Raw genomic sequence first — 13,616 nt, 5'->3', positions numbered from 1 at the left:
ACCCGGACCCTGCGCGCCGACCCGAAGGAGCCCAGCGCCCTGTACGACTCCCGGCCGGTGTCGCACTCGCACTGGCCACCGCCGCCGTGGGCGTCCTGATCGTGGTGCGCCTCGACGATCTGATGGACCTGTTCACCACTTCCGGCTCGCCGCACTGATGTGCCGGCGCCTGACGTCCTTAAGTGAGGTTGTCCGATGCCTTTCCTGATCGCCGCCGTCGTGCTGGTCGGCGTGCTCTGCGTCCTCGACCTGCTGCTCACCTTCGCGGTGCTGCGCCGCCTTCGCGAGCACACCGCCGAGCTGGCGCGCCTCGCCGGAGGGACGCGGTTCGCTCCTTACGACCCGGGAGTCCTGGTCGGACGCACCCTGCCCTGGAGCGACACCGACACCGACGGTGTCGACCGGCCGCAACTCGTGGCGTTCTTCGACGTCAACTGCGACGCGTGCCACGAGCACGCGCCACAGTTCGCCGTCACGGCCCGCACCCAGGCTGCCATGGCGGTCATCTCCGGTGCCGGTCCGAGGGCCGACGACCTTGTCCAGATGGTTGCCGGCGTGTCGGGCGTCATCACGGCCGAACGCGCCGACAGCCTGGTGAAGGCGGTCGGCGTCGAAGCCTTCCCGACGTTCTTGCGCGTCGGCCCGGACGGCACGATCGTGGCGGCGCAGACGGAACTCACCACCCTCGCCGAGATGGCGTCGGCGAAGTGACGGCATCCCTGGCCTCCGACGCGAAGCCAGGTGAGGGCCGGCTGCGGCGGCTGCTGCGAGCTGTCGGCACGGTGACGTCACTGTGCTGGCGGGCCGGACCCGGTCTGGCGGCGTCCCAGTTGGCGGTCACCGTCGTCGGCGGCCTGCTGCCCGTGGGGACCGTGTGGATGACGAAGCTTCTCATCGACGAGCTGGCGACCGGTCGCCCCGACCAGGTACTGCTGCCGGTCAGCGGCCTCACCGCCATCGGGCTGGTCTCCGGGGTGCTGCCGCAGCTCATCATGTACCTGCGGGCCGAGTCGGAGCGCAGGCTGGATCGCCTGATGCAGGACCGCCTGTACACGGCGGTAAACGGATTCCAGGGCCTGTCGAGGTTCGAGAATCCGGCGTTTCTGGACGGGCTGCGCCTGGCCACCCAGGCTTCGGGAAGCACGTTGGCGCCCATCACCTCGGGTCTGTTCGACATCGGGCGCAATGCCATCACGCTGGTCAGCCTCTTGGCCGCCCTGGCCGTGCTGAGCCCGCTCATGGCGGGACTGGTGGCGCTGGCGGCGATCCCCGCCCTGGTCGCCCGGATGTCGCTGGAGAAGCGGCGGATGATGATGATCGCCGGGCAGTCCACGTCGATCCGGCGGCAGCTCTTCTACTCCTCCATGATCACCGACGTGCAGGCCGCGAAAGAGGTCCGGCTCTTCGGGCTGGGCGGCTTCCTCAAGGATCGGATGTTCGGAGAGCTGGCCACCGTCCAGGCCGGTGAGCGGCGGCTGGACCGGCGGGAGGCGCTCACCCAGTCGCTGCTCGCGACGCTCTCCGCCGCGGTCAGCGGCGCGGGGTTGATCTGGGCGGTGTACGCGGCGGTGGACGGCCGGTTGAGCCTCGGCGACGTGACCGCGTTCGCCGCCTCCGTGGCCGGAACGCAGGGTGCACTGATCTCGGTGGTGGAGAACGTGGCCAACGCCCGCCAGGCGCTGTCCCTGTTCGGCTACCACGAACAGGTGACATCGCTGCCCGACGACCTGCCGTCGCCGCGTCGCTCCACGGAGGGGCCGGCCGCCACGCTGCCCGCGCTGCGGCGGGGCATCGAGCTGCGCGATGTGTGGTTCCGATACGACGAGAGCCACCCATGGGTGCTGCGGGGAGTCGACCTGACGATCCCGCACGGCACGTCGGTCGCGCTGGTGGGGCTCAACGGGGCCGGCAAGAGCACTTTGATCAAGCTGCTGTGCCGGTTCTACGATCCGTCCCGGGGATCGATCCTCTGGGACGGCGTGGACCTGCGCGCCGTACCACCTGCCGAACTGCGCGCCAGGATGGGCGTGCTCTTCCAGGACTACATGAGCTACGACCTGACCGCGGCGGAGAACATCGGGGTGGGGGAGATCGAGGCTCTGTCCGACCGCGCCAGGATCCAGGCCGCCGCCGGGATGGCGGACGTCCACGACATCGTCGAGGCGCTGCCCCGAGGCTACGACACGCTGCTGAGCCGGATTTTCTTCGGGGACGAGGAGGAGGACACGCAGACCGGGGTGCTGCTCTCCGGAGGCCAGTGGCAGCGTCTGGCCCTGGCCCGCACGATGGTGCGCGAGCGGCGCGACCTGCTCATCCTCGACGAACCCAGCTCGGGCCTGGACGCGCAGGCCGAGTACGAGATGCACCGGCGGCTGCGCGAGCATCGCATGGGGCGCACCAGCCTGCTCGTGTCGCACCGGCTCGGTTCTGTCCGCGACGCGGACCTGATCGTCGTACTCGGCGACGGCCGGATCGTCGAGCAGGGAACGCACGACGACCTCATGGCCGCGGGCGGAGGATACTCCCAGCTGTTCGAGGTGCAGGCCAGGGGCTATCGCGAGGATGCCGGCGTTCAGTGACCGGGTGCCCCCCGAATGGCTCGCCGAGCAGATCACCCGCATGGGCGTTCCGGCCATCGCCGCCCGGGGAGCCGCGATCCGTCGGCACATCCAGGACAGCCCGGCCCCCATCGCTGCTGACGTCCTCGGCTTCCACCCCGTCACCATGGCCAAGCTCACCGCTTCACAGATGGCGGCTTCCCTACCTGTGGGTCAGGAGCCATTGACGGAGTGAGCACTCACTCCGCAAACTGGGAGCATGGAAACCACCACCGCCCGACGGCGCGCGCCGGGAATGAGCCCGGAGCGGCGCCGCCAGATGATCGTGGCCGTCGCCCTCCCCCTGGTCGCCGAGTACGGCGCGGCGGTGACCACCGCCCAGATCGCCAGAGCCGCCGGAATCGGCGAGGCCACGATCTTCCGGGCGTTCACCGACAAGGACGAGTTGCTCGACGCCTGCATGGCCGAGGCGCTCCGCCCGGACCAGGTGCTGGAGCAGCTCGCCGCGATCCCGCTCGACCAACCGCTGGCCGGGCGTCTCGTCGAGGCCGCCGACGCGATGCGGGCGCACATGGCCCGGATCGGCACCGTCATCGCCGCCCTGCACGCCTCAGGGCGCCGCCCTCGCGACCGCCCCGGTGTGCGGCTTCCCCCTCGAGGCCCCGAGGCGGCGTCCCGGGCCCCTGCGGGCGCGCCCTCTCCGCCGAAGCGGGAGGCCGGAACGCCCGCCCCGGACCGAGGGGAGGGAGATCCGTCACCGGAGCGCGAGGATGCGGCCCGGCTTGACCGGGAGTCCTCGTTCAGGGAGACCCGCACGGCGCTGGCCGAGTTGTTCGAGCCCGAGCGCGACTCCCTCCGGCTGCCCCCGGAACGCCTGGCCGCGCTCTTCCTCGCCATGGTGTTCGCCGGCGCCCGCCAGCCGGAGGGCGTCCCCGAGCTGAGTGCCGACCTCGTCGACGTGTTCGTCCACGGTGCCCTGACCTGAGCCGGCTCGCCGTGGGCCGGCCCGGTCTCGCTCGGTCTCATCCGCCCGGCCGACACCCGGGGCCGCCGCTTCGGAGCGTCACGGCCGAAGGAGGGCGTCGCGGCCTACCGGGTGCCCGGCGGTCACCTCCCCTGCCCACTCCACCCCGATCTCACCTGACCGCACCCGTCTGCCCCGTCCTCGGACGATCCCGAAGACCCCACCGAAAGGCCCCCGCAATGACGATCACGTTGAACCACACCATCGTGCCCGCGCTCGACAAGCAGGAGGCGGCCGACTTCTTCGCGGGCATCATGAACCTGGAGTGCCTGCCGCCCGCCGGAGCACACGGTCACTTCGCCCCGGTCCGGGTGAACGGGTCCCTCACCCTCGACTTCATGACCGTGGAAGACCCCGAAGGGCACCACCTGGCCTTCGACGTCGACCCGGCCACCTTCGACGGGATCCTCGCCCGGCTCGAGGACCGGGGCGTGCCGTACGGCAACCACCCCGCCCACCACGACAACGGGCGGATCGACCATCCACTCCGCCCTCGCGGCCTGTTCTTCGCGGACGAGACGGGCAACCTCTACGAGGTCATGTCCGACTGACCGCCACGCCCCGGGCCGGTCCAGGTGAAGCGGGGCGGACGACGTTCGAGGAAGGCCGCGACGCCCTCGGTGACCTCCTCACGCGCCTCCTTCTGCCACAGCAGGAAGCGCGCCTCGTCGGCGCGGCCGTCCACGATCTCCTTCGCGGCGGCCACCGTCAGCTGGGAGCGGCCGGCCAGGGTGCGGGCGAGGCCGTACACGCGCTCGGACAGCTCCGCTGCCGGCAGGACCTCGTCCACCAGGCCGGTGCGCAGGGCACGGTCGGCACCGATGAGCTCCGCGGAGAAGAGCAGGAACTTGGCGGTGGACGGGCCGACGGCGGCGGTGAGGCGGCGGGTGGAGCTCGGCGGGTAGACGATGCCGAGCTTGGCGGGAGTGATGCCGAAACGGGCTCCCTCGGCGGCCAGGCGCAGGTCACAGGCGAGGGCGAGCTGGCAGCCGCCGCCCACGCAGAAGCCCTCGATCATCGCGATCACCGGTTTGGGGAACTCCGCCAGCGCCCGCTCCGCGGCGACTGTCGCCCCCGTGTCATCGCCGCTCTCGTCGCCGTTTCCGGCGAGTTCGGCGATCTCCGAGATGTCGGCCCCTGAGCAGAAGGTACCTGCCGCCCCGGTGAGCACCAGCACCCGCACGGCCGGATCGTCCGCCAGCGGCGCGAGCAGCGCGGGCAGGGCCCGCCACATGGCCGCGCTCAGCGCGTTGCGCTTCTCTGGGCGGTTGATCCTCAATGTGGCGACATGCTGGTCAACGGACAGTTCAAAGCCTTCGGAGATCTGCACGGGATAGATTCTCCCGGTACGCTTCATGATCTTGTCGTCAGACCGCCCCAAAGTATGAGAAACCACATGTTCGGCATCATTTGCCCCCCCCGCAGTGAGCACTCCTGTGCGGCACCGCGCCCGAACGTCCGCGGTGGCCGCGACGGGTGCCGCCGCGACCTCGGTATCCGAGACATCCGGAGGACTCGGCCCACCGGACATCGCGGGACACCTCCGGACCGCACTCCCGACGCGGCCGGCCCAAGAAACCGGTCGCCTCAGGACGGAGCCGGCCGATCGCCATCCTCATCGCCGGAACGCCCCGGTGCCGGCGCCGTCAGGCCGGTGAGCGTCCCGGGAAGGGAGGCGGGCATGGGCGGATTCTCGACCCGGAAGCGAGGCAGAGCCTGGGGATACTTCTCGCGGACGAAGGCCACCAGGTGCTCGCGGATGTCGCACTTGAGGTCCCAGGCGCTGGCGGAGTCGGCGGCGCTCATCAGGGCGCGCAACTCCAGCAGCCCGTTGGGAAGGGTGTCGGTGACCTGGATGGTCCAGTCCTTCTGGTCCCAGAGCGGGTGCACCCGCAGGGCGTGGTAGAGCTCGGTGCGCAGTTCCTCGACCGGCACCGACCAGTCGACCCGGATGAACACGTGGCCGATCACCCTGCTGCTGTGCCGGGTCCAGTTCTCGAACGGGTTGGTCGTGAAGTAGGAGACGGGCAGGACCAGCCGGCGCTCGTCCCACAGCCGCAGCACCACGTAGGTCAGGCTGAGCTCCTCGATGCGGCCCCACTCGCCCTTCACCACGACGACGTCGTCCAGGCGGAGCGCGTCGCTGAAGGCCAGCTGAAGGCCGGCGAGCAGGTTGCCCAGTGTCGACTGGGCGGCGATGCCGACGACGACGCCGGCGATCCCGGCCGAGGCCAGCAGACCGGCGCCGAGCGCCCGTACCTGGGGGAAGGTGAAGAGCATCGCGCCCAGCGCCACCACGATTATCACCGCCGAGGCGACCCTGCGGACCAGGGTGATCTGGGTGCGGATGCGGCGTGCCCTGCGGTTGCCCTCGCCCTGGACCGTGACCAGGCGGTCCAGGACCACGTCGGTGACGGCGTAGGCGGCCTGGATGACCAGCCAGGTGGCGCACCCGATCATCGCCACGCTGAGGCCGCGGTCGATCACCTGGCTGACCGAGCCCTCCGCCATACCGGGCTCGTAGGCGGTGTAGGCGGTCGCCACGGCGGCCATGGCGAACCCCGGCCAGGTGCAGCGGCTCACGACCGGACCGGCGAGCGCCCACTTCTCACCGATCAGCCGTGAGCGCAGCACCCTGCGCACCACCTCCACCGCCACGACTGCGGCGGCCACGGAAATGATCATGATGATCCAGCTGGACACTGACGACTTCCCCTTCGTCGCTCTCTTCCCCGGACCATCAGCCAATCAGAAGGACTCGTCGAAAGCGACATTCCCCTCGACGGCTATCTGGTAGGCCGAAACCCGCCGCTCGAAGAAGTTGGCCAGCTCCTGCACGTCCTGCAACTCCATGAACGCGAACGGGTTGGCCGTGCCGTACCGGACGGGCATCTGGAGCCTGACCAGCCGCTGGTCGGCCACGTACTCAAGGTAGCGTCGCATCTGCTCCACCCCCATTCCCGGCAGGCCGTCGCCGCACAGGTCGGCCGCGAAGGCCAGTTCGGCCGCCACCGCCTCCTCGATCATCCGGGTGACCTGCTCGGTGAGCTTGTCGTCGAACAGGCCGGGCTCCTCGGCCCGCACGGTCTCCACGACGCCGAAGGCGAACTCCATGTGCATGGACTCATCACGGAAGACCCAGTTCGTCCCGGTGGCCAGGCCGCTGAGCAGCCCTCTGGCGCGGAACCAGTAGACGTAGGCGAAGGCCCCGTAGAAGAACAGGCCCTCGATGCACGCCGCGAAGCAGATCAGGTTGAGCAGGAACGTCCGCCGGTCCTCCCGGGTCTCCAGCCGGGTCAGCCCGCCGAGCGAGTCGATCCAGCGGAAGCAGAACTCCGCCTTGTCGCGGATCGAGGGGATGTGCTCGACCGCGGCGAACGCCTTGACCCGCTCGTCGTGGTCGGGCAGGTAGGTGTCCAGCAGGGTCAGGTAGAACTGGACGTGCACCGCCTCCTCGAACAGCTGCCTGCTGAGATAGAGACGCGCCTCGGGGGCGTTGAGGTGCTGGTAGAGGTTGAGGACGAGGTTGTTGGCCACGATCGAGTCGCCGGTGGCGAAGAACGCCACGAGGCGGTTGATCAGGTGACGCTCCTCGGGCGTCATCCTCGCCAGGTCCGCCAGGTCGGAGGCGAGATCCACCTCCTCGACGGTCCAGGTGTTGCGGATCGCGGCCCGGTAGCGCTCGTAGAACTCGGGGTAGCGCATCGGCCGCAGGGTGAGGTCCATGCCGGGGTCGAGCAACATCGGGAAAATGCCTTTCGGAGTGGCTGAGGGGTGACGGGGTGCCCTCGGGACGGGCCGCCGGCAGGCCTACTGGCAGGCGTCGCAGTACTCGGGGTTCTCCAGGGAGCAGGCGACGGCCTGGGGGTCGAGGACGGGGACGGGGACCTCCCCGGCCACCGGTGCCGCCACGGTGGCCTGCGCGATCCGGGTGGCCGGGCGCGAGCGCAGGTAGTAGGTGGTCTTCAGGCCCGACTTCCAGGCGTAGGCGTACATCGAGGAGAGCTTGCCGATGGTCGGCGTGGCCATGAACAGGTTCAGCGACTGCGACTGGTCGATGTACGGGGTGCGTGCGGCGGCCAGGTCGATCAGCGCCTTCTGCGGCAGCTCCCAGGCGGTCCGGTAGAGCAGCTTCAGGTCGGCGGGGATCTCGGGAATGTCCTGAACGGAGCCGTCGGCGCGCTTGATCGCGTCACGGATCCGCGAGGTCCACAGCCCCCGGGCCCGCAGGTCGGCGACGAGGTAGCGGTTGACCTGGAGGAACTCACCCGAGAGGGTCTCGCGCTTGAAGATGTTGGAGACCTGCGGCTCGATGCACTCGTAGCAACCGGCGATGGAGGCGATCGTGGCCGTGGGCGCGATCGCGATCATCAGCGAGTTACGCAGCCCCGTTCCGGCGATCCGCTCCCTGAGCTCCGTCCACGCGGCCGACGTCGCGGCCCCGTAGTGGTCGGGGTGGAGCACCCCGGCGGCGGCCCTGGTCTCCCGGTACGAGGGATGGCGGCCCCGCTCCGCGGCCAGGTCCGAGGAGGTCCGGTAGGCGGCCAGCGCGATCTCCTCGGAGATCCGGGTGGACAGCTCCAGCGCCCGCGGCGAGTCGAACGGCAGCCGCAGCGTGAACAGCACGTCGGCCAGGCCCATCACGCCGAGCCCGATCGGGCGCCACCTCTGGTTGGCGGCCCGGGCCTCGGGGGTCGGGTAGAAGCCCAGGTCGATGGTGCGGTCGAGGAACCGCACGGCGGTGCGGACCGTCGCGCGCAGCCGCGCCCAGTCGATCCCGTCTCCGGAGTCCCCGGACAGGTGGGCGGCCAGGTTGATCGAGCCGAGGTTGCAGACCGCGGTCTCGGCGTTGCTGGTGACCTCGAGGATCTCGGTGCAAAGGTTCGACAGATGGATGACGTTTTCCGGCCTGGCCGTCTGGTTGGAGGTCCGGTTGGCCGCGTCCTTGAAGGTCATCCAGCCGTTGCCGGTCTGGGCGAGCGTGCGCATCATCCGGCCGTACAGGGTGCGGGCGGGGAGCTGCGCGGTGAACCGGCCCTCGGCCTCGGCGGCCCGGTAGGCGTCGTCGAACGCGGCACCGTACAGGTCGGTGAGGTGCGGGACCTCCTTGGGGTCGAACAGTGACCACACGCCGTCGGCCTCGACCCGGCGCATGAACTCGTCGGGGATCCAGTTGGCCAGGTTCAGGTTGTGCGTGCGGCGGGCCTCCTCGCCGGTGTTGTCGCGCAGTTCGAGGAACTCCTCGATGTCGGCGTGCCAGGGCTCCAGATAGACGCAGGCCGCACCCTTGCGGCGGCCGCCCTGGTTGACCGCGGCGACGCTTGCGTCCAGGGTGCGCAGCCAGGGCACGATGCCGTTGGAATGGCCGTTGGTACCACGGATCAGCGAGCCCCGCGAGCGGATCCGGCTCCAGGCGATCCCGATGCCCCCGGCGTACTTCGACAGCCGCGCGACCTGCCCGTAGCGCTCGTAGATGGCCTCCAGCTCGTCGCGGGGCGAGTCGAGCAGGAAGCACGAGGAGAGCTGGGGCCTGCGCGAGCCGGAGTTGAACAGCGTGGGCGAGCTGGGCAGGTAGGACAGGGTGGCCATGAGCGCGTACAGCTCGGCGGCCTCCTCGACGGTCTCGGACAGGCCACAGGCCACCCGGAGGAAGAAGTGCTGCGGACGCTCCAGCACCTTGCGGGTGCGCGGGTGACGCAGCAGGTAGCGGTCGTAGACGGTACGCAGCCCGAAGTACTCGAATCTGGCGTCGGCGTCCGGCTCGATGAGCGCGTCCAGGACCCCGGCGTGGGCGGCCACGAACTCCGCGAGCCCGTCGGCGATCAGCCCCGCCTCGTGCGTCGCGGCGACCGACTCGGAGAAGTCGCGGACGTCGTGCTCGGCGGCCTCGTCGGCGATCAGCTCGGCCAGCAGCGCGGCGGCGACCCTGGAGTTCTCGGGGTCGGTGATCACCCGGGCCGCCGCCTCGTCGATGGCCAGCCTGCGATCGACCGGCGCGTTCCCGGCGTTCTCCGCCACGGTTCCCGCCGCGATCCCTGCCGCGATCCCTGCTGCGGTCTCTGCTGCGGTCTCTGCCAAGGCCTGTGTCACGTGGTGTTCCTCGCTCGCTCTGACTTCCCCGTACGGCTCCGCCGGAGGGGCACGCGTCCGCGAGCGATCCCGGGCACGCCGGACCGCCTCGTTCCGCGGGCCCTCCCACGAGGCCCTGGACAATCACGTCACCGGCAGGTCTTCGGACTCACGGGCGCCCTGCGCATGCCTACCGGCCGTCGCTTCCCGGGCATGGTTCACCCAGTGCTCACATGACGGCTTTCGTTCCCGTTCACCGCTGCGGGGCAGTCCCGGAATCTCACCGGGTTCCCTCTTGCCTCGCCCCTCCCGGGGCGAACCAGCAACGAGCAGGATCCTACATCTAGGGGCGTCTGACGCAACTACCCCAACAAGTTGTGTCGGAGGACTTCAGCAGCCCGAGCTCGTGAAGCACCCCGCGGGTGCGGGCCGTCTCGGTGAAGAGCCACTGGCGGAAGTCGTCACCGCCGAGGTAGACCCGGCTCCATCCATTGGCCGCGCACAGGGCGCGCCAGCGCGGCGCGGCGTCGATCCTGTCACACAGGGCGATCGCGGCGTCCCGGTCCGCCTGGCTCATGCCCTTGGGTCCCAGCAGGCCGCACCAGTCGCTGTACTCCAGCCGGACCTCGACCTCCAGGAGCGTCGGCGCGTCGATCCCGTCGAGCCGGCTGCCCGAGGAGACCACCAGGGGACGCAGGCGGCCCGCGGCGATCTCGGGCCGCAGGGCGCGGGCCGACCCCAGCAGGGCCGCCACCCGTCCGACCTGGAGCGCCTCGGCGGCATCCTCGGCGCCGAGGAACCCCGCGTACTCCAGCAACCGGGCGTCCACCCCGAGGCACTTGCCGATCATGCCGTAGAGCACGTGGTCGGAACCGCCCTCCGGCCGGCCGCCGACCGTCAGCACCGCCGGGTTGCGGCGCAGCTCCGCGGCGAAGTCCTCGAAGGTGCGCAGGCGGGAGTCCGAGGGGACGACCAGGACCGCCCAGTCGCCGACCAGGCGGGCGAGAGGGGTGGCGGCGTCCACCACCGCGGTGGTGTTGGCGATCTCCGCGGCCGTCACCATCGGCATCGCGGTGACGAGCAGCCTGCCCTCGCGCGTGAACGAGCCGTGTACGGCGCCGAACGCGTCACGCGGGACGGAACCCAGGGCTCCCGGCCGCTCGACGGCCATGGCGGAGCGCGCCAGCCCCGACAGGACCAGGACGGAGGCGAGCCTGCCCGCGATGCCGTCCCAGCCGTGGCCGTCGGCGGTGGGTTCGAGGATGCTCAGGCGGCCCACGGCCGAGTCGGCGGAGTCATCGTTCAGGTCGCAGCCCGCGACGACCATGGCACCCGCCGCCAGCGCGAAAAACCTCCTACGGAGCATAAGCGCCCCTTCCCCCAAGAACCCCCTATACCGTAGGTTACCTCCTTATCGCTATCTGTTACAGGCTGGGGGCGGCCACCACCGGCGGCCGCCCCGCGAGCCGTCTCACTCCACCGTGACGCTCTTGGCCAGGTTGCGGGGCTTGTCGACGTCCCGCCCCAGTGCCACGGCGGCATGGTAGGCGAAGAGCTGGAGCGGGATCGACAGCAGGATCGGGTCCAGCTCGGTCTCGTTCCTGGGCACCACGACGCAGTCGTCGGCCAGCTTGGGGTCGGCCGCGCGGTGACCGACCATGAGCACCCGGCCGCCCCGGGCGCGGATCTCACCCAGCGTGGTGAGGTTCTTGTCCAGCAGCTCGTCGTCGGGGACGATCGCCACGGTCGGCATGTCCGGGCCGATCAGCGCCAGCGGCCCGTGCTTGAGCTCGCTGGCCGGGTACGCCTCGGCGTGCACATAGGAGATCTCCTTGAGCTTCTGCGCGCCCTCGCGGGCCACCGGATATCCCCGGACCCGGCCCACGAACATCATGCTCGGCGCATCGGCGTACTTCTGCGCCAGCTCCTTGAGCCGCGGCTCCAGCGTCAGGATCTCCTTGATCTGGTCCGGCAGCCTCCGCAGGCCCTCGCAGATCCGGCGGCCGTCGGCGGGGGACAGGTCACGCACCCGGCCGAGGTGCAGCGCGAGCAGCGCGAAGGCCACGGCGGTCGAGGTGAACGCCTTCGTGCTCGCCACCGAGACCTCGGGCCCCGCGTGCAGGTAGACGCCGCCGTCGCACTCACGGGCGATCGCGCTGCCCACGGTGTTGACGATGCCGAGCACCCGGCCGCCCTTGCGCTTGAGCTCCTGGACGGCGGCGAGGGTGTCGTAGGTCTCCCCCGACTGGCTGATCGCCACATACAGGGTGTCCGCCTCCACCACCGGGCTGCGGTAGCGGAACTCGCTGGCCGGCTCCGCGTCGGCCGGAATGCGCGCCAGCTCCTCGATGAGCTGCGCGCCGATCTGGCCCGAGTAGTACGCGGAACCACAGCCGATGATCTTCACCCGGCGGAACGAGCGGGTCTCCCGCGCGTCCATGTTGAGGCCGCCCAGGTGGGCGATGTGGAAGCGGTCGTCCAGACGCCCGCGAAGCGTCCTGGCCACGGTGTCGGGCTGCTCGGAGATCTCCTTGAGCAGGTAGTGCTCGTAACCGCCCGTGTCGTAGTGTCCCGCCTCCCAGTCGACGGTCAGCGTCTCCTTGGCCGTCTCCCGCGCGTCGCTGGCGAAGGTGTTGAACCCGTCCGCCTTGAGCACGGCGATCTCGCCGTCCTCCAGGTGGACCACCTGGCGGGTGTAGCGGACCAGCGCGGCGACGTCCGACGCGGCGAACATCTCCTTCTCACCGATGCCCAGCACGATGGGGCTTCCGTTGCGGGCCACCACCACCTCGCCGGGGCGCTCGGAGTCGATCACCGCGATGCCGTACGTGCCGACGACCCGCTTGAGCGCGGTCCTGACGGCCTCCTCCAGGGAGTCGGCCTCCTTGACCGTACGGGCGATCAGGTGCGAGAGCACCTCGGTGTCGGTCTCCGACAGGAAGATCGCGCCGTCGGCCTCCAGCTTGGCGCGCAGCTCGTCGGCGTTCTCGATGATGCCGTTGTGCACGATGGCGATGCGCTCGTCGGTGGACAGATGAGGGTGGGCGTTGACGTCACTGGGCGCGCCGTGGGTGGCCCAGCGGGTGTGGCCGATGCCCAGCCCGCCCTTGAACCGCGCGGGCACGACCGCCGCCAGGTCGGCCACCCGGCCCTTGACCTTGCGCATCTTCAGACCCTTGTTGGAGACCACCACCCCGGCCGAGTCGTAGCCCCGGTACTCAAGACGCTGCAGACCCTCCAGCAGGATGGGGGCCGCGTCCTTGGGCCCTACATAGGCCACGATTCCACACATGTAACCGTTCCTTATCCATAGACGATCCGGCGCAGCTGGCGCAGGGAGAGTTCGGGTGCCGCGACACGGCGTACCGCCAGCTCGGCGGCCAGCCTGGGGAAGATCTCGTCATTGACCAGCCCTCTCCCCTTGAGCTCCGCGTGACGCCGCCTGACGAAATCCTCAAGGGGTTCGGAGAAGTAGGCAAGCACGTCGGCGACGACTCGCGCCGCTTCGCCCGGGCCGAGGGCACTCGTCCGGGTCAGGTGGGTGATCAGATCCTCATACGGATGCCGTGTCGTGGGCACAGAGCAGGACCATACGCATCCGGGAGAGAGCACACCAAGTTTTCTGCCCGATTCCGGGCAGAGAATCTCCACAATGCCGCAACCTCGCCGCAACGCGCGACAATCGGCAATCTCTGATAACTCTAAGTAGCCATCAGAGGGGGAGGAACCATCATGCGCCGCCTGCCGGGGATCACCGTCGTCGCCGCTCTCGCCGTACTGGTCTCGGCCGTCCCAGCACAGGCGGCACACCCGGGGGATCAGGTGACACGGCCCCGGAAGCGCCCGGCACCCGCCACGACCGCGACCTCCTCCGGCACCGTCGCCGGCACCGTCGCCGACACGCCGCCATCGGCGGGAACGGGAGATCGGAAGAGCGTCGAGGAGGGAAAGAGTGTAGTTGTGAT

At 70.1% G+C, this 13,616-nt stretch carries 13 protein-coding genes and 1 riboswitch; of the genes, 6 read left to right on the top strand and 7 right to left on the bottom strand.

Features of this window, described 5'->3' with window-relative positions; genetic code table 11:
• Positions 1-195: 195 nt before the first annotated feature.
• The 5 genes from ABZ260_RS32675 to ABZ260_RS32655 all read left to right on the top strand — a co-directional run bounded on the left by ABZ260_RS32675 (position 196) and on the right by ABZ260_RS32655 (position 4,133).
• Entirely contained in the window at positions 196-711 is a 516-nt protein-coding gene (locus ABZ260_RS32675; RefSeq protein ID WP_355625493.1) for a hypothetical protein, read from the top strand.
• A complete protein-coding gene (locus ABZ260_RS32670; RefSeq protein ID WP_355625491.1) occupies positions 708-2,579 on the top strand; it encodes an ABC transporter ATP-binding protein in 1,872 nt (623 codons plus the stop codon). Before ABZ260_RS32675 ends, ABZ260_RS32670 begins: the two co-directional genes overlap by 4 nt.
• On the top strand, positions 2,563-2,793 hold the full coding sequence (locus tag ABZ260_RS32665) for a hypothetical protein (protein ID WP_355625489.1): 231 nt from the start codon (positions 2,563-2,565) through the stop codon (positions 2,791-2,793). Before ABZ260_RS32670 ends, ABZ260_RS32665 begins: the two co-directional genes overlap by 17 nt.
• 24 nt (positions 2,794-2,817) lie before the next feature.
• Positions 2,818-3,543 carry a TetR family transcriptional regulator gene (locus ABZ260_RS32660; RefSeq protein ID WP_355625487.1) on the top strand — a complete coding sequence of 242 codons (726 nt, stop codon included), beginning with the start codon at positions 2,818-2,820 and terminating at the stop codon, positions 3,541-3,543.
• Positions 3,544-3,761: 218 nt separating this feature from the next.
• The gene (locus ABZ260_RS32655; RefSeq protein ID WP_355625485.1) at positions 3,762-4,133 is read left to right on the top strand and encodes a VOC family protein; all 372 of its coding nucleotides are present in this window, start codon (positions 3,762-3,764) and stop codon (positions 4,131-4,133) included.
• On the opposite strand, the gene ABZ260_RS32650 is transcribed toward ABZ260_RS32655, so the two are convergent.
• From ABZ260_RS32650 to ABZ260_RS32620, 7 genes are all read right to left on the bottom strand, one after another.
• Entirely contained in the window at positions 4,112-4,912 is an 801-nt protein-coding gene (locus tag ABZ260_RS32650) for an enoyl-CoA hydratase/isomerase family protein (protein ID WP_355625483.1), read from the bottom strand. The two genes, ABZ260_RS32655 and ABZ260_RS32650, sit on opposite strands and share 22 nt — an antisense overlap.
• Positions 4,913-5,169: 257 nt before the next feature.
• A complete protein-coding gene (locus ABZ260_RS32645) occupies positions 5,170-6,285 on the bottom strand; it encodes a mechanosensitive ion channel domain-containing protein (protein ID WP_355625481.1) in 1,116 nt (371 codons plus the stop codon).
• 45 nt (positions 6,286-6,330) lie between these two features.
• Positions 6,331-7,326 carry a ribonucleotide-diphosphate reductase subunit beta gene (locus tag ABZ260_RS32640; RefSeq protein ID WP_355625479.1) on the bottom strand — a complete coding sequence of 332 codons (996 nt, stop codon included), beginning with the start codon at positions 7,324-7,326 and terminating at the stop codon, positions 6,331-6,333.
• Positions 7,327-7,392: 66 nt separating this feature from the next.
• Positions 7,393-9,672, bottom strand: a complete 2,280-nt coding sequence (locus tag ABZ260_RS32635) for a ribonucleoside-diphosphate reductase subunit alpha (protein WP_355625477.1) — start codon at positions 9,670-9,672, stop codon at positions 7,393-7,395.
• Between the two features lie 115 nt (positions 9,673-9,787).
• A riboswitch (cobalamin riboswitch) is annotated at positions 9,788-9,990 on the bottom strand.
• A gap of 4 nt (positions 9,991-9,994) precedes the next feature.
• The gene (locus ABZ260_RS32630) at positions 9,995-11,017 is read right to left on the bottom strand and encodes a tripartite tricarboxylate transporter substrate-binding protein (RefSeq protein ID WP_355625475.1); all 1,023 of its coding nucleotides are present in this window, start codon (positions 11,015-11,017) and stop codon (positions 9,995-9,997) included.
• 105 nt (positions 11,018-11,122) lie between these two features.
• A complete protein-coding gene (gene glmS, locus ABZ260_RS32625; protein WP_355625473.1) occupies positions 11,123-12,943 on the bottom strand; it encodes a glutamine--fructose-6-phosphate transaminase (isomerizing) in 1,821 nt (606 codons plus the stop codon).
• An 11-nt stretch (positions 12,944-12,954) separates the two neighbouring features.
• Complete coding sequence (locus ABZ260_RS32620) at positions 12,955-13,230, bottom strand: hypothetical protein (protein ID WP_355625471.1); 276 nt, start codon at positions 13,228-13,230, stop codon at positions 12,955-12,957.
• Between the two features lie 153 nt (positions 13,231-13,383).
• Here ABZ260_RS32620 and ABZ260_RS32615 point away from each other — a divergent pair.
• Positions 13,384-13,616 (top strand): hypothetical protein (locus ABZ260_RS32615; RefSeq protein WP_355625469.1); only part of this gene is annotated, 233 nt, incomplete at its 3' end.

This window comes from Streptosporangium sp. NPDC006013, from assembly GCF_040614275.1.
Classification (GTDB): Bacteria; Actinomycetota; Actinomycetes; order Streptosporangiales; family Streptosporangiaceae; genus Streptosporangium.
This window is presented reverse-complemented; position numbering and strand designations above follow the sequence as displayed.